The organism is Agrobacterium tumefaciens, from assembly GCF_013318015.2.
Lineage (GTDB): Bacteria > Pseudomonadota > Alphaproteobacteria > Rhizobiales > Rhizobiaceae > Agrobacterium > Agrobacterium tumefaciens.
This window is the reverse complement of the sequence record NZ_CP115841.1, coordinates 1,011,589-1,030,453: the sequence shown is the minus strand read 5'-3', so window position 1 is coordinate 1,030,453 and position 18,865 is coordinate 1,011,589. Positions and strand designations below refer to the sequence as shown.

The window sequence follows — 18,865 nt, the reverse complement described above, 5'->3', positions numbered from 1 at the left end:
TGCAGCCACAGTAGCGATGCCTCCACGAGATGACCACATCGCCCCGGCTTCTGTCGGACCGGCTTGTTGCGGAGGCGCGCGAGTACGAAAACCGGGGCGATTATTCCGCCGCGAAGACTTGGGCAGGAACTGCTGCCGCCTTGCCGGCCCGTTCCTTTGCCGACAGCCAGTTGAGCAGACGGCTCGAGGCTGCGCAAACGATAACAAAAGCGAAGAGGCCGCCAAAAATATCCGAGAGATGATGTCCGCCCTGAACGAGAACGGCAGGCAGCATCAAAAGATTTAGCGGCAAAATCACCGCCATCACCAGCCAGTGACGCGGAACGAACCAGACGGACATCGCCGCCATGAAGATGTGAAACGACGGGAAACCGATCAATCCCAACACGTTTTTAGGGGTGAGATAGCTTACGCCTTCCTGCCCCAATCGCATCAGTTCCTGTCCATAGGCAGGATCGACCGCCATTGGAATTGTCTCGGTGACCCATTGCGGCAGATCCAGATAGGCTTTAGCGCCGTAGGTTGGAAAAAATATCCAAAAGACGATGCTGGCGAGAGCGCCAAGCACCCCCGTTACCAGAAAATGGTGCAGCATCCGATCCTTGCCGGTAAAACCCAGCATGATGACGATCAACAGCAGTTGCGGCAGCGACGTCGCATAGACAAAAAACAAGGTTTTGCCGATCCACGGTTGGGTAGCAGCCCAGATGACAACATCCCGCCAGTTATAGCCGAGCGCGGCATCCACGCTCAACAACAGGGGATCGATCGCCGGAAACTGAACCGGCAGGAACATGTAGTTAAACACAGAGCCCGCCAGCGAAAAAAGGATGAACAGCCCAGCGGAAACAAGTGCAGCCGCTATGCGAAGATCACGCTCGCTTATCCGGTAGAACTGGCCAAGAAGAAAAACCCCGGTACCCGCCACCAGGCACAGAGAATATCCGGTATAGTCAACCTCAATGCCCCTCGTCATAATCAATGCAACATCGACAATAAATAATATAAAAATTACATTCAGTACAAAACGTTCTGCTATAAATAGCTTCATAGAATTTACCCCAGACCCCTTCAGCGGAAATCTAGGTCCTTGGCATTAATATTCGGATAAGACGAGTACTAAAAGCCAAGCACAAACAACCCGGCTGCCAAAAGTGCGATAGGCACGGCTACGCCGACAATGACGCGTTGGCCGGCGGCCAGGAACGCTGTGAAACCGAGTGCTGCCGCGCCGATGCGTAGCCATAGCGGTGAAGCTTCAAGCGTTCCGGTTGGAAAGACGATCAGCTTGGCGGTGACGGCCATCACGAGCGCGGTGGCGACTGCCCTCACCCAGTATAGCGCCTCGGAATCCTCCTTCAGCCGGTTGCCGGCGAGCACGCCGAGCCAGCGCCAGAGATCGGTCGCCAGCCAGCCGGCAATGGCGATGAAGAGGTAGGGCGCCCACCACTGTTCGGTCATCATGGTTCGCTCTCCGGTGAGACGGGAATGATCTTTCGACGAAAGACGAAACGGTCGATCAGATAAGCCACCGTGCCGCCACCGATCCCGGCATAGAGAATGTCGAATTCCGGCGCGATTACCGCAAAGACCGGCCCCGCGATCACACCGATGATGAAGGCGACCTTGACGACGGAATGGCGGGCGGTCGCCCAGATCGACGCTATGAAATAGACAGGAGTCAGAAAAAACAGCACGCCTGCGACAAGCGGTGGAAAAGCCGCGACGACGCCGTAACAAAGGCCGACAATGATAGCGTTGACGACGGTAAGGGTAATGCCGAAACCGGCAAACCACGCAGCCCGTGCTTCGCGCGGTATTTTGGAAAGGTTTTGCGTGGCGAAGACCCAGGCGGTGATCGCCACGAAGTGGGAGAGGAACAACAAAATCCATGTCGGCGTTTTTGCGCCACGCATCTCCGGAACGATGGAGGCAACCATGGGCATCATTCGCACCGATGACAGCGTCACTGCCAGAAAACACGCGGCAAGATTGGCGCCGCCGACCATCGAGCCGATCAGGATCATCTTGGCCGGCAAAGCCCAGATAACCAGCGTCATAAACACCGCTTCCCCACGTTGAACGCCCGATTCCAGCGCGAAGGCGCTGAAACCGACGAAGGATGTCATGAGAATAAGCGAGGGCAGCGAGAATATGCCCCGCATTCCCCTGAAAAACCAGCCGCGCAGGGGGATGGTATCGCTGTCTGCTGATCGCATTGCTGGTCCACTAATGCATGTCGTCCGAAAGTGCGCAGCGGTTTCGGAATGACGAGAAAAATAAAGCGCGTTTCACGAATCCGGTAAAATGCGACGCGCTTCAGGCATGAAAATGCCGGGCTTTCGCCCGGCACCGTTTGTCGGTCGGAAGACCGTTATCATTTCTTCTTCGGCACCTTCGGCACCGTATTCGCCTTGCGGCGCGGCTCGCTATCCTCGTCGGGCTTGCTCGCCTCGGCAACCAGAACATCCGCTTCCTCATTGGCAATCGCTGCCTTCGAGGCGGGCTTCGCCTTGGCCTTAGACGCCTTGCCCGGAGACTTGGCAGCATTGAGCTCTGCTTCCGGCTTCGGCTTTACCGGCGCTGTTTCCGGCAGAACCTCGAGCTTGAGGCCGTCGGAACCATCATCCTTCTTGCCGACGGTGACGCTGACGACACCGCCCTTCTTGAGCTTGCCAAAGAGGATTTCGTTGGCGAGCGGCTTCTTGATGTGTTCCTGGATTACGCGCGACAGCGGGCGAGCGCCCATCTTTTCGTCGTAACCCTTTTCCGCCAGCCAGGAGATCGCGTCTTCGTGCAGATCGAAGGTGACATTCCGCTCGGAGAGCTGCGTCTCGAGCTGCATGACGAACTTCTGTACCACCTTGTGGATAACGGCAGTCGGCAGCGGCGAGAACGGAATGATCGCATCCAGACGGTTGCGGAATTCCGGTGTGAACAGGCGGTTGATCGCCTCTTCATCCTCGCCCGTGCGTCGCGAAGAACCGAAACCGATGGCCGATTTCGCCATTTCGGAAGCACCCGCATTGGTCGTCATGATGAGGATGACGTTGCGGAAGTCGATCTTCTTGCCGTTATGGTCGGTCAGCGAGCCATGGTCCATTACCTGCAACAGGATGTTGTAGATATCCGGATGGGCCTTCTCGATTTCGTCCAGCAACACCACGGAATGCGGATGCTGATCGACGCCATCGGTCAAGAGACCGCCCTGATCGAAGCCGACATAACCGGGAGGCGCACCGAGCAGACGCGAGACGGTATGGCGCTCCATATATTCCGACATGTCGAACCGCAGCATCTCGACACCAAGCGAGGCGGCGAGCTGCTTGGCCACTTCGGTCTTGCCCACGCCGGTCGGGCCGGAGAAGACATATGAGCCGATCGGCTTGTTCGGTTCGCGCAGACCGGCGCGTGCCAGCTTGATGGCGGTGGCCAGCGCCTCGATGGCGATGTCCTGACCATAAACGACCGAGCGCAGTTCCTTTTCGAGGTTGGCGAGAACCATCTCGTCATCCTTGGAAACCGTCTTCGGCGGAATGCGGGCCATCGTCGCGATGGTTGCTTCGATTTCCCGTTCCGTGATCAGCTTGCGACGCTTGGACGCCGGCAGCAACATCTGCGCCGCACCGGTCTCGTCGATTACGTCGATCGCCTTGTCCGGCAGCTTGCGGTCGGAAATGTAGCGGGCCGACAATTCGACCGCAGCCTTGATCGCTTCGTTGGAATATCTGAGGTGATGATAATCCTCGAAGTAGGGCTTCAGGCCTTTCATGATCGCGATAGCATCGTCGATCGACGGCTCGTTGACGTCGATCTTCTGGAAGCGACGCACCAGCGCCCGGTCCTTCTCGAAGAACTGGCGATATTCCTTGTAGGTGGTCGAACCGATGCAGCGGATCGCGCCTGACGAGAGCGCCGGCTTCAATAGGTTCGATGCATCCATTGCGCCGCCAGACGTCGCACCCGCACCGATGACGGTGTGGATTTCGTCGATAAACAGGACTGCGCCGGGATATTCCTCGAGCTCCTTGACGACCTGCTTCAGGCGTTCCTCAAAATCACCACGATAGCGGGTTCCGGCCAGAAGCGTGCCCATGTCGAGCGAGAAGATCGTGTCATTGGCCAGCGCTTCAGGCACCTTGCCTTCAACGATACGCTTGGCCAAACCTTCGGCGATCGCCGTCTTGCCCACGCCCGGATCGCCCACATACAGCGGGTTGTTCTTGGAGCGGCGGCAGAGGATCTGGATGGTGCGGTTGACTTCCTCATGACGGCCGATCAACGGGTCGATCTTGCCGTTTTTCGCCTTTTCATTGAGGTTGACGCAATAGGCCTTCAGCGCATCCTGCTGTTTCTTGGCGGATGAGCCTTCTTCCTCGGGATTGCTGCGTGCAGCCTTGGGGTCGGCCTCCGGCTCGTCTGCGCCACGCGGAGCGCGGGTCTGCGACGTGCCCGGACGCTTGCCGATGCCGTGGGAGATATAATTGACCGCATCGTAACGGGTCATTTCCTGCTCCTGCAGGAAGTAGGCAGCGTGGCTTTCGCGCTCGGCGAAAATGGCCACAAGCACGTTCGCTCCGGTCACTTCCTCGCGGCCAGACGACTGAACATGAATGACAGCCCGCTGGATAACCCGCTGGAAGCCGGATGTGGGCTTGGAATCCTCGTCATAACCGGTCACGAGGTTGGTCAGTTCGTTGTCGACGTAATCGCTGACAGTCTTGCGCAGCGCATCGAGATCGACATTACAGGCGCCCATCACGGCAGCGGCATCCGCGTCGTCGATCAGCGCCAGAAGGAGATGTTCCAGCGTCGCATATTCGTGGTGACGCTCATTTGCAAAGGTCAGTGCCTGGTGCAGCGCCTTCTCGAGACTTGGGGAAAAAGTTGGCACGTTGCGATCCTCATTTCTTTTCCATGACGCATTGCAGCGGATGCTGGTGCTGTCGGGCGAAATCCATGACCTGGCTTACTTTCGTCTCTGCGACCTCATATGTAAACACCCCACATTCTCCTACGCCGTGCTGGTGCACGTGCAGCATGATGCGGGTCGCCGCTTCGCGATCCTTCTGGAAAAAACGCTCCAGAATATGAATGACGAACTCCATTGGAGTGTAATCGTCATTCAGTAAAAGAACACGGTACAAATTCGGTCTTTTCGTCTTTGGCTTGACGCGGGTTATAACGGACGTTCCGCGGTTCGTACCGCCGTCTTCCCCGTCGCCCTCGCCCTGCATGTAGATCGGCTCAGCGATCATCTTTCATCATTCTCCAAACCGTTCTCAAACCGGCAGTCATCACCAGGAGGGAGAACTTCGCCTCTACATATCTAGGTCGTTAAGATCGGATTTTAAGCCCCCTGTGAAACGGTGCAATCACTATTGCGTTTGCGAAGAGGCAAACCTTGGGAAAAACAGGGGGCTTGCGATAGCATTGCGGGAAAGCGCGGTGCTATCCGCCTTTCCTGACGTGGTTTCAGCCTTGACGCCAAGCGCCTGCAAGGGAATCGCGAGCAACAGCGGACCTAATCTCACGCCCGCGCCATCCACCGTCATTCCTTGTTGTCGAGCATTTCGCGAACGGCGATCGCCAGCTGTTTCAGCGAGAAGGGTTTTGGCAGGAAGCCGAACTTGGCATCCGCCGGAAGGTTTTTCGCAAACGCGTCCTCGGCATAACCAGAAACGAAGATGAATTTAAGATCGGGATAGGATTTGCGCAATTCCCTCAGGAGTGAAGGACCGTCCATCTCCGGCATGACGACGTCCGACACGACGATATCGACCTTGCCTTCCAGCTCTTCCATCACCTCCAGCGCCTCGACACCCGAACCCGCCTCATGAACGGTGTAACCACGGGTTTCCAGCATGCGTTTGCCGCCGCGCCGCACTGCTTCCTCGTCCTCCACCAGAAGCACGACGGCGGAGTTGCCGGTGAGATCCAGCGGCTCTTCCTTCACCGGTTCGGGCAGAGCCACAGGGGCGAGTGCCGCTTCACCGGGCTGCTGGCCCGGAACGTGCACCACTTCCACCACGTGGCGCGGCAAATAGATGCGGAACGCAGTGCCTTTGCCCACTTCCGATTCGGGATAGATGTAACCGCCGGACTGCTTGACGATGCCATAGACCATCGACAGGCCGAGACCGGTGCCCTTGCCGACATCCTTGGTGGTGAAGAACGGCTCGAAGATTTTGTCCATAATCTCCGGCGGAATGCCGGTTCCGTTATCGGCGACTTCCACCATGACCATGTCTTCCGCCGGGACTTCCGGCCGACCGAGCGCTGCGGCTTCATCCGCATCCACATTGCGGGTGCGGATGGTGATCTTGCCGCCATCGGGCATGGCATCGCGCGCGTTGACGCAAAGATTGATCAGCACCTGCTCAAATTGCGACAGGTCGGTCTTCACCGGCCAGAGATCGCGGCCGTAATCCACTTCCAACTTGACATTGGTGCCGGAAATCAACCGGTCTACCAGCATGCGCAGGTCGCCGATAACGTCGGTCAGGTTGAGGATCGCCGGGCGCATCGTCTGTTTGCGCGAGAAAGCGAGAAGCTGTCGCACCAGCACCGCCGCGCGGTTGGCGTTGCGCTTGATCTCCATCAGGTCGGCGAAGCTCGGGTCTGCGGGCCGGGCCTGCAACAGCAGATGGTCTGATGACAACAGGATCGCAGTCAGCACATTGTTGAAATCGTGGGCGATGCCGCCTGCCAGCGTGCCGACGGCGTTCATCTTCTGCGTCTGCGCCATCTGGGTTTCGAGCGCCTTCTGCTCCGTCACCTCGATCGCATAAACGATTGCCACCTCTTCGGGCGCCTCGTCGTCCTGATCGATGACGGCATTGACGTAGAAACGGAAATGGCGGCCCTCGTCGCTCGGATGGCGGGAATCGAACGGGGCGATATCGCCCTGCCGGTCCTTCGCCTCGGCCAGCGCCTGCTCAAGCCTGGGTTTCTCATTGTCGTGGATGATGGCTTCGAGGGCAACGCCGCGATCAATATCGTCACGCCCGACGACGCCGGAGAACAGCTTGAGGAATGGCGCGTTGATACGAAGAATGCGGCCTTCGCCGTCGAGCGAGGCAATGGCCATCGGCGTATTGTTGAAGAAACGCGTGAAGCGCATGGCGGACGAGGATTCCGTATCCTCCTGCCCTTTCGGACGCATCAGAACAATTGTCCGGCTTTCGCCGGGCGCGCCGTCCTTCGAGGTAACCTGATGCACGAGGCGGGCCGGCATGCTCTGGCCGTTGACCCGGCGCATGTCGAGATCGAGAATCTCGGTGCGCTTGGCTGAACCCTGCGGATGGACGGATTCGATCAGCGCCATACCCTCGCCGGCGACTATGTCCGACACAGTCATCGAACCGGGCGAAAATTGCGCGAGATCGATGCCGAGCCATTCGGACAGGGTGGCGTTCAGATAAACGATCTCACCCTTGCGACCTGCGGAAAAGAAACCGGCCGGCGCATGGTCGAGATAGTCGATGGCGTTCTGCAATTCGCGGAAGAAGCGTTCCTGATCTTCCCGCTCAGGCGTGATGTCGGCGATCTGGAAGACGTGCAGCGCCTCGCCTCCCGCATCCTTCAGCACCCGACCTTTCAGCCGGTACCAGTGCGGCCCGCCGGAAGTGGCCTCCCCGAGCGGCTTGAGCAGACGGAACTCCTCGTAACCGTCACGCCCCTCCCGCAAAACATTGATGAGGCGATAGAGCGCTTCGGTCGATTCCCGGCTGCGCGAGAGCAGCGTCTCCAGGCTCTGGATATCGCTCGCCTTCGTGGTGCCGCTCATCCGGCAATAGGTGGCGTTGGCGTAGACCATATGCCCCTTGGCATCGGTAATCAGTGTGCCGTCTGGGTGTGCCGACAGGAAACGGCGGGCCAGCCCGTCCGATTGCGACTGCGGCATGACCTCGATGAAACCGATGATCGACGACACCAGAAAAAAGATACCCATCATCGCCAGCACGCCGAGAATGCCGAGCACGATTTCGTTTTCCAGCGAATCCTTGAAATAGACGAAAGCAGCGGCGGCGGCGATGAGCACCAGCGCCAGCAGGAGAATCCGCAGAACCGTGCCGGAACGGGCACGCCTGTCCACCAGCGGAAGGTCGTTGTCGCTTGTCTCGCGCACCCGTGTCATCTTGGCCTCGCAGTCCTGCAGGTCGTCATTCGGTCAGCCCTATTTCCTCAACGGAATCGGGCAGTAGAATTTCTTGTAGCAACTCGCTTGACCGTCAAAAAGCTCCGCTGCACCACAAAGGCTTAAAATCGCACAGAGAAACGGCCCTAAAGAGGCGCAAATGCCTCAGAAGCCTATTTTGCGACTGCAGGTCAGCGCTTTAACCTGGCATTGAATGCGCGGCGCGGAGCAGACGATATTGCCATCCGCTACCGTGCAAACCGAGCATCCATCCGTGAAATCGATACAGGATGGATTGTCTCTTACGAACTCGATCATGTTCGCAGGATTTTCGGACGCCTTGTCATCCGCCGTCTCGGCCCGAGCGGGAAAAACAAATCCTGGCAATCCAAATAAAACAACAAAAATGAAAACTCTTACCGGAAACCCGTCAACGAGCAATTTCGCAAGCATTTACAATCGCTCCTTCGAAGAGAGAATTGCAACCTTCATTGCTCCCCGGCATTGAAGGGAAAGATATGGCGCTTTGGAGGCGCACGGCCGGCTGACGAGACGATCCTATGAAGCGATCCTGGGGACGAAATGAATAAACCTTGTATCACGCTTAAAAAAATCGTCTTTTCCTGCTTGACGTTCACATTATAAGAACCACGGCAATATTAATTGCACGAAAAAATCTGAAGGGATGATCTCCATGATGGAAGATTTTATCGGCACCTATGGAAACAATCTCATCGTCGCCGTCGTCGGTGTCGGTCTAGCCCTGCTTGTTCTGGCAATTGTTCTCTGGATACTGCGCAGGCGCGGCGGGGCGGCCCCGTTTATCCGTGGCGGTCGCAACCGGCAGCCGCGCTTGCAGGTTCTCGATGCGACGGCGGTGGACGCCCGGCGCCGTCTGGTGCTGGTTCGCCGCGACAATGTCGAGCATCTTGTCATGATAGGCGGTCCAACCGATATCGTCATCGAGAGTGGTATCGGCGCGATCCCAATCGTCAGGGAAGTGCGCGAACCGCAGGAAGCGGAACTCAAGGCGCTGCCGCGTCAGGACAGCGAACCAAAAAGGGCTGAACCGCCGATCCCTCGCGAAAGCCGCCCAGCTTTGCCACAGCAGCCAATCGCAGCGGCATCTCCAGCCTCCTTGCCGGAAGAACCCGTAAAGCAGCCGCAGCGGCCGGAACCGCCCGCCCCGGCTGCTCGTCCAGCACCCACCCCTGCACCGGCCGCATCGCTGCCACCACGTCCGTCTACGCCGCCGCAACCGGTATCCACGCCCATGACTGCACGCGAGCCCGTTGCACCGGTAAGACCAGCCGCCCCGGAAAGGGATACTACTCGTCCTGCGCCACCACCGGCATCGGTCATTGCGGCACCGGCCGCCGCTGTTCTGCCTCTCGCCGCCGCATCGCTCGACATGCCCGCCGAGCGACCGGAACAGCGCCGCCCTGATCCCTTCGCGCCGGCTCCTTTACCCTCGGCGCCGCCCGCACCGCCTGTCCAGGCAACGGTTCCTGAAGAACGGCCGACGGTTGTTGCCCCGCCGGTTTTTGCCGCGCGCGAACCGGTCATCGACCAAACGAATGCCGCAGATTTTCTGGATGCCGCGCGCGAGCGCGTTCTACCCGGCCTGAAACCGGGGCAAGATGCGCCAGCGCCCTTTGCGCCAAAGCCTGAAAATCCGCCCGTCGTCTCCGCTAACGCCGAGCCGAAATTTTCCGATGACCTTGCCAGCGATTTCGAAAGCTTTCTTGAGGCGGAGATCGCCAAGAGCAAGGATGCCGATAGCGAACAGGCAGTCGCCGCTGCTGCGGAAAAGCCAAAGACCGAACCCGTCTCGCCGCCTGTTACCGGTGCAACGCCGGATGGCGACATGCAGAAGGAAATGGCGCGTATTTTCGGCGAACTTTCCGTTACCCGCGACCGCTGACAGGTTAACATCTGTCGGCAGACAGACATTCAAAACAAAAAAAGGGCGCGGAAACAAATCCGTGCCCTTTGTCATTTTGGTTTTGTTCATTGGCCGGCTCGCCGAAGCGCCCGGAACAACGCTGGCTTTATTCGTCGCGGTAGACTTTTTCACGACGCTCGTGACGTTCCTGCGCCTCGATGGACAGGGTCGCTATCGGTCGTGCGTCGAGGCGCTTGAGGCCAATAGGCTCACCCGTTTCTTCACAGTAACCGTAAGTGCCGTCATCAATCCGCTGAAGGGCAGAGTCGATCTTGGAGATCAACTTGCGCTGGCGGTCACGGGCGCGAAGTTCGATCGCCCGGTCAGTTTCCGAAGATGCCCGATCGGCTAGGTCGGGATGGTTGGCGCTTTCTTCGGCGAGATGTCCGAGGGTCTCGCGCGCTTCTCTCAGGATGTCGTTTCTCCAGGCCACCAGCTTCGCGCGGAAGTAGGCACGCTGGTTTGCATTCATGAACTCGTCGTCTTCCGAGAGCACATATTTGCTAAGATCGATCTTCTCACTCAACGCGATTCTCCTCGAAGAACATCTCAATGCGGCGGTGTATACTCCAATGATATAGGCTGATTCAAGTCTACAGATCAGTTTTCAGGCATTTTTAAAACTGACACAAAAATCATCTAAATGACTAATTTTTATCCTTTATTCGTATTCAAGCGATCTCTTCTTAAATCACTTAAACGCGACTTACCAACAGGAAAGAGGACTTGCGGTCATGCAACCCTATCCTGTAGCATTCCTCCATTGCCTCCCATTCGAACGTCGGTCCCCGCCCTTGACAGCATCTTCTCCGAGCCGAGTGTATCTTTTGCGCCACGCCAAGGCCGCCTGGGCGGCACCGGGAGAACGCGATTTCGACCGGGGATTGAACGAGGCCGGTTTTGCCGAGGCGGAGATCATCGCCGACCTTGCCGCCGACCGGCGCTACCGCCCGGACGTGCTCTTGTCCTCCACGGCCACGCGCTGCCGGCAGACCACGCAGGCCTGGCAGCGGGCCTTCAACGAGGGCATCGACATCGTCTATATCGACGAAATGTACAATGCGCGCAGCGAAACCTATCTTTCTCTCATCGCCGCGCAAACGGACGCACAGTCCGTGATGCTGGTCGGGCACAACCCCACAATGGAGGCGACGCTGGAGGCGATGATAGGCGAGGACCTGCTGCATGCCGCCCTGCCCTCCGGTTTTCCGACATCGGGTCTTGCGGTTCTCGATCACGACGACAGTGCCGGGAATGGTAAAAATCGCTGGCGACTGGTCGATTTTCTCTCGCCCGGAAAATAGCAGCAGCAGCGTGCGACCAATGCGTTGCCGAAGCCGGACCCGTTGAAAATCCATTGGCGCGCTTCTTTTTTGGGCAACCGCCCCTTCCTATATTGCAGCTGTGACCGTGAAAAATAGCTGGGAAACTGCCATTGCCGCCTTCTCTTACGTCCCTGACAGACAGTGCGCTCATTGCATTCGACAATCTGGCCGACCGTGCGAGCACCCTTACAAATCCGACATTGCGGCTTGGCGTCACTGGTCTTTCGCGGGCGGGCAAGACGGTTTTCATCTCCTCGCTCGTCCACAATCTTCTGAATGGCGGTCGTCTGCCGCTGTTTGAGGCCATGCGTTCCGGGCGCGTCTCGAATGTGCGTCTGGAGCCGCAACCGGACGATGCCATTCCCCGGTTTCAGTATGAGGACCATATTCAAGCTCTGGTACGCGACAGGCTCTGGCCGGACTCGACACGGGCAATCTCTGAACTGCGGATCACGCTCGACTACCAGAGCGCCAGCGGTTGGGGCCGTTGGTTTTCCGCGGGCAAGCTCTCCATCGATATCGTCGATTATCCCGGCGAATGGCTGCTCGACCTGCCGCTGCTTTCGCAGGACTACAAGAGCTTCAGCGACAGCACCGTCGCGCTGGCGCAAAATGGCATCCGCGCCGAACTCGCGCAGGAATGGTTGGCAATAGCCTCCTCGCTCGACATCAATGCGCCCGCCGACGAGATGACGGCGCGACGCCTCGCGGAAAGCTTCGCCGCCTATCTGAAGGCCTGCAAATCCGACGAGCGGTCGCTCTCCACCTTGCCGCCGGGCCGTCTGCTGATGCCGGGGGATCTGGAAGGATCACCGGCGCTGACCTTTGCGCCCCTGCCGGGCCTGACAGACGACAAGGCACCAAAGGGGTCGCTGCGCGCCATGATGGAGCGGCGCTACGACGCCTACAAGGTAATCGTGGTGAAACCCTTCTTCCGTGAACATTTCGCCCGCCTCGACCGGCAGATCGTGCTGATCGACACTCTTCAGGCGGTCAATCGCGGCCCCGAGGCGGTGCAGGATCTGGAACGGGCGCTGGGCGATGTTCTTGCCTGTTTCCGCCCTGGCACCAACAGTCTGTTGTCATCGCTGCTGGGCCGGCGCATCGACAAGGTTTTGATTGCCGCTACCAAGGCCGACCACCTGCATCATGAAAGCCACGACCGGCTGGAACGGCTAACCCGCCGTCTGGTGGACCGCGCCATCACCACCATCGGCATGAATGGTGCCGGCATCGAGGTCATGGCGCTGGCTTCCGTGCGCGCTACGCGGGAAGCAAGCGTGAGGCAGGACGGTCACGAGCTTCCGGTCATCGTCGGCACACCGATGGCGGGTGAAACCATCAACGGCGAGATATTTGACGGCAACCGTAAAACGGCGATCTTTCCCGGCGACCTGCCCGAAGACCCGGAGCCGCTTTTCCGCAGCATCGACAGGGATGGCGACAAGGCGACGTTGCCGGACGTCAATGTCGTGCGTTTCCGCCCCCCCAATATCGATGAACCGGGCAGCGGCGGCATCCGGCTTTCCGTTCCCCACATAAGGCTCGACCGCGCCATGCAGTTCCTGTTTGGAGACAAGCTCGCATGAAGGCTCCCACACAAAACGATCCGCAGGCACGCCGCCCGGCGGCTTTCACGCTCGAAACCGAAGAAACGGCAAGCCCAACCGTCGTGCAAAAACGCGCACCGCGCAGCTTCGACACCGAGATTTCCCTGACGCCCGATGAGGATGATCCATTTTTAGCACCTGAAGAGACGGATGCCGCCGCATTGCCGGTGGCCGTGCCGAAGAAAAGCCGCTTCTCCTTCGGCAAGCTCGCGCTTGGTGCACTCGGCGTGCTGTTCTCGCTGGCCTTCGGGCTCTGGGCGGATCAGCTTATCCGCAATCTCTTTTCCCGCTCCGACTGGCTGGGTTACACGGCGAGCGTTGCGCTCCTTGTTGCGCTTTTTGCCGTCCTCGTTCTGGTCGGACGAGAAGTGTTCGGCATCATGCGGCTCAACGCCGTCCAATCGCTGAAAGCCGATGCGGAGACGGCCAGCCTCGACAAGAGCCCGAAACCCGCCCGCGCCATCGTTACCCGCCTCAATGCAGTTCTCTCCCACCGCGCCGAAACGGCCAAGGGGCGCGCCGCACTCAAGGACACCGAAAACGACGTGATCGACGGGCCGCATCTGATCGAGCTTGCCGAACGCGAATTGCTGGTGCCGCTCGACCGGCAGGCCCGCGCGCTGATCCTCAACTCCTCCAAACGCGTCTCCGTCGTTACCGCCGTCAGCCCACGCGCCGTGGTCGATCTCGCTTATGTGCTTTTCGAGGTGACAAGGCTGGTGCGCGCCATGGCGGAACTTTACGGCGGCCGGCCGGGCACGCTCGGCATGCTCAGGCTTTTGCGTGACGTCGTCGCCCATCTCGCGGTCACAGGTTCTATCGCCGTCGGTGATGGGCTTGCCCAACAGGTTCTCGGTCACGGGCTTGCCTCAAAACTCTCCGCACGCCTGGGTGAAGGTGTCATCAACGGGCTGATGACGGCGCGAATCGGCATTGCGGCGATGGATCTGTGCCGCCCGCTACCCTTCAAGGCGGTAAAGCGACCCGGCATAGGTGATTTCATGTCTGACCTCACGCCCGATCTTGGTGGCGGAAAAACCGGTCAAAAAGCCTGATCAGCCGGACTTGTACGGCTCAAAAGGTTACGGACGAAGCTGTAAATAAAGCCGAAATAAACCAAGCATTAACCATTCCGCCGGTAGATTGCCGCTTATCGAACAGGCTTCTTCGCCGGGGAAAGTATCATGTATTCGCGCTTCTTTTCGCTTGTGGGCGGACTTGCCGCCATATTGTCCGTCAGCGGCAGCTTTGGCCTGTCTGACGTCCATGCCGCATCGCGCGATCGCGACGACGTGTTTTTCCGTTCCGTTGCCGGAAGCTGGAAAGGTCCGGGCGAAATCGTCGCCGGCAAGTACAAGGGCACCAAGTTTACCTGCGACCTGACGGGCGAGCCGCTCGACGATAAGCAGACGGGCATCAAGCTCGCCGGCACCTGCCGCGTCGGCGTGTTCAGCCAGCCCATGTCCGCGGTCATCAGCCAGAAGGGCGGCTCTTACGAGGGCAAGTTCCTCGACGGCGCCGAAGGCAAGGGACTGGACATCATTTCCGGGCAAGTCAGCGGTGACAAGGTCGTTGTGGGCATCAATCGCGCCAAGCTCAACGGTGCCATGGTCGCCCGCGTCTCGAACGACAATTCGATGAACATCACCATTTCCGTCAAGGTCGCCGACCAGATGATCCCGGTTATCGGCGTCACACTCGCGCGCGACATCGACCAGATCGCCGTCGGTTCGATCAAGCCGTAAAACCCGCGACCTTTTCAACCATCGCCAAGCGGGAGTGTCCACCACTCCCGTTTTTCGTTTGCGCTGATGATGCCGGTTTTATCCGCCTGCCGCAGCCATTCCCGCACGGGCTTGCCCCGGACTTCGAGATCGGGTGCGATATCGGCTAGCGGCAGCAGCACGAAGGCACGCTCCGTCATGCGCGGATGCGGCACTTCAATGCTTTCCGTAACGACAACATCATTACCATAGGTCAGCACGTCGATATCGATGGTGCGTGGCCCCCAGCGCTCCGTTCTGACCCGTTTCATGCCCTTTTCGATATCGAGGCACAATTGCAGCAGCGCGGGTGCTGAAAGCGAGGTTTCGACCAGCGCACAGCAATTGAAAAAATCCGCCTGGTCCGTCTTACCCCAGGGCGGCGTGCGATAAAGCCCGGAGACAGACAGCACCCGGCAATCGCCGTGCGCATCCAGTTCGCGCAAGGCTCTGGCCATTGCAGCGGCAGGGTCACCGATATTCCCGCCAAGGCCTAGTGCGGCAACTGTCATCCTGTCAGGCACGGTGTTCAACACTCACCTGCGCATAGTCGAGAATGCCGGGAACCGGCGCAGAGGGCTTGCGAACCGTGATACGCAGCCAGACAATCTGCGGATAACGCGCGCGCAGGGCCTTGGCGATATCGTTCGCGAGAGCCTCTATCAGGTAACGGCGCTGGCCGACGACGATCTTTTCGATAACGGCGAAGGCGACGCCATAATCGACGGTATTTTCGATATCGTCGGTTTCGAGCGCATTACCCGCTTCAACCTCCATCTCGGCATCGACGAAAAAGCGCTGGCCCAGCACCTCCTCCTGCTCGAGAAGGCCATGACGGGCGAAAAAGGAACAGTTTTTCAGAATAATGGTGTAGCGGCTCATCGCATCGCCTCCATGGCGGGGTTATACCGGAATAGCCGGCCTCTTTTAAGGCATGCGGCACTCCGGCATCTATTGATCTATGCATCGGGCCTTGCCGACGCTTTGGCAAGAACCGCGTCGGCAATTGCCAGCGCATCGCGTGTTGCGGCGACATTGTGCACGCGAAAAATCGCGGCACCCGCCAGCCTGAGGATCACTGTCGTCGCTGCTGTTCCGATATCGCGTTCGTGGGCCGCATCCCTGCCCGTCAGCGACCCGATGAACCGCTTGCGCGACGTCCCGGCCAGAACAGGCAGGTCAAACGCGGCAAGTTCGCCAAAGCGCGCCATCAGCTCGACATTTTCACGCTCGTCCTTGGCAAAACCGAAACCTGGATCGAGCACGATGGCGTCACGGGCAATTCCCGCAGCTTCCGCCATCTCAAGCGAACGATTGAGGAATTCGAACTGATCCTCGATAACATCGGCGCGCTTCTGCCTGTCGCGCCCGGTATGCATGATGCAGACGCCCGCGCGCGCGGCGGCAACCACACCCGCCATGTTCCCGTCCTTCTGCAGGCCGAAAACATCGTTGACAATATGGGCGCCCGCCTCGATCGCCAGCCTTGCCGTGGATGCGCGGTAGGTGTCGACGGAAATCAGAACATCAGTCTCGCGACGGAGCCGTTCGATAACCGGCAGCACGCGATCCTGTTCCTCACCCTCGGTCACCTCGGCCGCGCCCGGGCGGGTGGATTCGCCGCCGATATCGATGATATCCGCCCCCTCCTCGACACAGGTCAGGGCATGGGAAAAAGCCGCATCAACGGCAAGATAACGGCCGCCATCCGAAAAGGAATCGGGCGTCGCATTGACGATGGCCATAATACGGCCACGTCCATCAAGTTTCAGGGAGCGACCATGGGCCGCTTGCCACACATTGCTGCCGGCTGTTATCACGTAACACGCGCCTTTCGGGAATAACGGAGTGTTATGCCAATTCTTATAAGTTCCGCTCCGCCTATGCAGCAAACGTTTTTCAAGTTCAACCGGAAGGCCGGGTTATGACCATATCTTCACGTGCTCTTTGCGCCGTTTTCGCTGGCGCATTAGCCTTTTCCATGCCCGGATCGGCCTTTTCCGAAACCATCGTCAGCAAGACCTATTCCTATTTTTCGATCAGCGGTAAAACCGCCGCTGACCTCGACAAGCAGCTTTCCAAGCATGGCCCGCTGACGCGCAACACCGGCGCACGCCATCCCGGTGCCACCGAGATCAAATTCGGCGGCGAACTCACCTATGTCGAGAAAAACGGCATGTGCAGCGTTGGAAGCACCAAGGTGTTGCTGAACACCCGTATTCTCCTGCCGCAATGGAAAAACCGCCGCCGCACCACGGCGGAACTGGCCTTCATCTGGGATACGTTGCTTGCAGATATCAAGCGCCACGAGGAACGGCACGCGGAAATCGCCCGCACCCATGCCCGCTCGCTCGAAAGGCAACTGACGGCGCTTCGTCCGCAAAAAGACTGTGAAACGCTACAGGCAATGGTCGGCAAGATCACCCAGACCGTCATGGACGAGCACGACAAGGATCAGTTGAGGTTCGATATCGTGGAATCCAAAAACTTCGACGCGCGCATGACCCGGCTTTTGAAGAACCGGATCGAACAGGGCCAGAACCGGCGCTGAGGCGCCTTTCCGCCCATACTCCCCTGGACGCGAAACGCAACGCTAACATGACGTTACGTCATGTTCGATATCACCCGTGACTTCTCGTCATGGTGCGGTCGACGAGACTCATTGTAGCTTGTTCACATGGTTTTTAACGGTGGTGATCCGCAGGGGTCCGGCGTTCGAAACCACCTCCGGTTCTCCCGGTGCGCACTTGAGGCTCGCAGGTGTTTCCTCCCTCGCTTGCATGCTGCGTACCCGCCTCGCCCCGCTCCCCGCTAACAGGTGAGCGGGGCTTTTTCTGTGGCGTATAATGCGGCTTGCCGTCAGCCCTGACGTTCGGGAACGTGAACGACAAGGCCGTCAAGCTCGTCCTTCATCTTGATCTGACAGGAAAGACGCGAGGTCGGGCGTACTTCGAAGGCGAAGTCCAGCATGTCCTCTTCCATCGGCTCGGGTCCGCCGACACGTTCCGCCCATGCGTCATCCACATAGACATGACAGGTCGCACAGGCACAGGCGCCGCCGCATTCCGCATCGATGCCGGGTATGGAGTTGCGCACGGCATTCTCCATGACGGTGGAACCGTTGCTTACGTCGAGTTCATGGGGCGTGCCGTCAAAGGCAACAATGGTCAGTTTTGTCATGCCGGAGATCCAAAATGGTGTCTAAGAACTGTTCTAAACAAACACATAGAAAGGCCGGTTCGCCTTGGCAACCCGCTTCTCGCAGGCGCCAAGCGCAACCGGCCCTGTAAAACAGACTGGATTCGCCTTAGCGGCAGAGCTTGAGGATGAAATTTTCCGCTTCGACAATCGCTGCCGCAAGTCTGGCTACAGCAGCGCTATCGTTGCCCTTGTCCTCCACTGCCGCCGCCGCCGTGGAAACGGTGGAGGCACCAACCGCCTGCGCGGCCCCCTTCAGACGATGGGCAGTTGCCTTGACGGTCTTGTCGTCAGCGCCGGCCATTTCATGCAAGGCAGCACGGGCGTTACGGCTGAAGAGTTGCAGCACCTCGATTTCAAGTTCCTTGTCGCCCATCGTCTGGCGGGCGAGATGTTCGAAATCGATTGGTCTTGTCGCGGCGGCCGGCGCACTACCAAAATTATCCGGAGCTTCGAAAGCAATACTGACGGCTGCCATATCTGAAATTCCTTTGTCTCGCCGTTTCCTGTTTCGTGTCACATCTGTGTCGTATTTACGCATTGAAGCCGGTGCTATCAGCTTAAATTACGGCGTGACGCGGGCGAAAATCTTCTGCTATGGTTAATTTATGTTAAACTTATGCGAAACAAGGCGTTCAGCGTGAAACTCAGGTTTAAAAACTGTTAAAAAGCCGACACTTCGCTGCTGCGGCAAACCCGCATTAATTGTTTCGAACACCTAAATGTGTCACTACGGTACTGCCGTTCCGACGAGGCTTATGCTCAAGCTTTGTTATTCCGGCACAGTGATGTAATTTCGCCCGAAAGCTGGACCACCAGCAATTCGGGATTGGTAATGGCGGAATTGTTCTCTTTAACGGGATAATGTTCCGCTGGCATGATGG

Annotated in this window: 19 protein-coding genes; 6 read left to right on the top strand and 13 right to left on the bottom strand. The window is 58.5% G+C overall.

Annotated features, from left to right (window positions below):
* Positions 1-100: 100 nt before the first annotated feature.
* The 7 genes from G6L97_RS05160 to G6L97_RS05130 form a co-directional block, all read right to left on the bottom strand.
* Positions 101-1,051: a phosphatase PAP2 family protein gene (locus G6L97_RS05160; RefSeq protein ID WP_111783107.1), complete on the bottom strand. Its 951-nt coding sequence runs from the start codon at positions 1,049-1,051 to the stop codon at positions 101-103.
* Positions 1,052-1,119: 68 nt separating this feature from the next.
* Positions 1,120-1,464, bottom strand: a complete 345-nt coding sequence (locus G6L97_RS05155; RefSeq protein WP_003512818.1) for an AzlD domain-containing protein — start codon at positions 1,462-1,464, stop codon at positions 1,120-1,122.
* A complete protein-coding gene (locus G6L97_RS05150) occupies positions 1,461-2,219 on the bottom strand; it encodes an AzlC family ABC transporter permease (RefSeq protein ID WP_111783108.1) in 759 nt (252 codons plus the stop codon). The genes G6L97_RS05155 and G6L97_RS05150 overlap by 4 nt, the downstream gene beginning before the upstream one ends.
* 158 nt (positions 2,220-2,377) lie before the next feature.
* Positions 2,378-4,894, bottom strand: a complete 2,517-nt coding sequence (gene clpA / locus G6L97_RS05145; protein ID WP_174002785.1) for an ATP-dependent Clp protease ATP-binding subunit ClpA — start codon at positions 4,892-4,894, stop codon at positions 2,378-2,380.
* A 10-nt stretch (positions 4,895-4,904) separates the two neighbouring features.
* Positions 4,905-5,258, bottom strand: a complete 354-nt coding sequence (clpS, locus tag G6L97_RS05140; protein WP_003512812.1) for an ATP-dependent Clp protease adapter ClpS — start codon at positions 5,256-5,258, stop codon at positions 4,905-4,907.
* 293 nt (positions 5,259-5,551) lie between these two features.
* The gene (gene cckA / locus G6L97_RS05135; protein WP_003512808.1) at positions 5,552-8,140 is read right to left on the bottom strand and encodes a cell cycle histidine kinase CckA; all 2,589 of its coding nucleotides are present in this window, start codon (positions 8,138-8,140) and stop codon (positions 5,552-5,554) included.
* 165 nt (positions 8,141-8,305) lie between these two features.
* Complete coding sequence (locus tag G6L97_RS05130) at positions 8,306-8,593, bottom strand: hypothetical protein (protein ID WP_111783109.1); 288 nt, start codon at positions 8,591-8,593, stop codon at positions 8,306-8,308.
* 232 nt (positions 8,594-8,825) lie between these two features.
* On the opposite strand from G6L97_RS05130, the gene G6L97_RS05125 reads away from it, so the two are divergent.
* Entirely contained in the window at positions 8,826-10,064 is a 1,239-nt protein-coding gene (locus G6L97_RS05125) for a flagellar biosynthetic protein FliO (protein WP_162686636.1), read from the top strand.
* Positions 10,065-10,191: 127 nt separating this feature from the next.
* Here G6L97_RS05125 and dksA read toward each other — a convergent pair whose 3' ends face one another.
* Entirely contained in the window at positions 10,192-10,611 is a 420-nt protein-coding gene (gene dksA, locus G6L97_RS05120) for an RNA polymerase-binding protein DksA (RefSeq protein ID WP_003512796.1), read from the bottom strand.
* Positions 10,612-10,912: 301 nt separating this feature from the next.
* Between dksA and G6L97_RS05115 the strand changes: the two genes are divergently transcribed.
* From G6L97_RS05115 to G6L97_RS05100, 4 genes are all read left to right on the top strand, one after another.
* A complete protein-coding gene (locus G6L97_RS05115; protein ID WP_236742471.1) occupies positions 10,913-11,389 on the top strand; it encodes a SixA phosphatase family protein in 477 nt (158 codons plus the stop codon).
* Positions 11,390-11,520: 131 nt separating this feature from the next.
* On the top strand, positions 11,521-12,999 hold the full coding sequence (locus tag G6L97_RS05110; RefSeq protein WP_111783110.1) for a YcjX family GTP-binding protein: 1,479 nt from the start codon (positions 11,521-11,523) through the stop codon (positions 12,997-12,999).
* Positions 12,996-14,075 carry a YcjF family protein gene (locus G6L97_RS05105; RefSeq protein WP_111783111.1) on the top strand — a complete coding sequence of 360 codons (1,080 nt, stop codon included), beginning with the start codon at positions 12,996-12,998 and terminating at the stop codon, positions 14,073-14,075. The genes G6L97_RS05110 and G6L97_RS05105 overlap by 4 nt, the downstream gene beginning before the upstream one ends.
* A 129-nt stretch (positions 14,076-14,204) precedes the next feature.
* Positions 14,205-14,765 (top strand): hypothetical protein, encoded by a 561-nt coding sequence (locus G6L97_RS05100; RefSeq protein ID WP_003512790.1) that lies wholly within the window; start codon positions 14,205-14,207, stop codon positions 14,763-14,765.
* A 14-nt stretch (positions 14,766-14,779) separates the two neighbouring features.
* Here the strand turns inward: G6L97_RS05100 and folK are convergent, their stop codons facing one another.
* The 3 genes from folK to folP form a co-directional block, all read right to left on the bottom strand.
* Positions 14,780-15,295 (bottom strand): 2-amino-4-hydroxy-6-hydroxymethyldihydropteridine diphosphokinase, encoded by a 516-nt coding sequence (gene folK / locus G6L97_RS05095; protein WP_111783112.1) that lies wholly within the window; start codon positions 15,293-15,295, stop codon positions 14,780-14,782.
* A gap of 4 nt (positions 15,296-15,299) precedes the next feature.
* Positions 15,300-15,665: a dihydroneopterin aldolase gene (folB, locus tag G6L97_RS05090; RefSeq protein WP_013636000.1), complete on the bottom strand. Its 366-nt coding sequence runs from the start codon at positions 15,663-15,665 to the stop codon at positions 15,300-15,302.
* A 77-nt stretch (positions 15,666-15,742) separates the two neighbouring features.
* Positions 15,743-16,528 (bottom strand): dihydropteroate synthase, encoded by a 786-nt coding sequence (gene folP, locus G6L97_RS05085; RefSeq protein WP_111783113.1) that lies wholly within the window; start codon positions 16,526-16,528, stop codon positions 15,743-15,745.
* 179 nt (positions 16,529-16,707) lie between these two features.
* Here folP and G6L97_RS05080 point away from each other — a divergent pair, with 179 nt between their 5' ends.
* The gene (locus tag G6L97_RS05080; protein WP_038490810.1) at positions 16,708-17,334 is read left to right on the top strand and encodes a DUF922 domain-containing Zn-dependent protease; all 627 of its coding nucleotides are present in this window, start codon (positions 16,708-16,710) and stop codon (positions 17,332-17,334) included.
* A gap of 308 nt (positions 17,335-17,642) precedes the next feature.
* Here G6L97_RS05080 and G6L97_RS05075 read toward each other — a convergent pair whose 3' ends face one another.
* Together G6L97_RS05075 and G6L97_RS05070 are read right to left on the bottom strand one after the other, a co-directional pair.
* A complete protein-coding gene (locus tag G6L97_RS05075) occupies positions 17,643-17,963 on the bottom strand; it encodes a 2Fe-2S iron-sulfur cluster-binding protein (protein WP_003512782.1) in 321 nt (106 codons plus the stop codon).
* Positions 17,964-18,090: 127 nt separating this feature from the next.
* The gene (locus G6L97_RS05070) at positions 18,091-18,459 is read right to left on the bottom strand and encodes an Hpt domain-containing protein (protein ID WP_111783115.1); all 369 of its coding nucleotides are present in this window, start codon (positions 18,457-18,459) and stop codon (positions 18,091-18,093) included.
* Positions 18,460-18,865 lie beyond the last annotated feature (406 nt).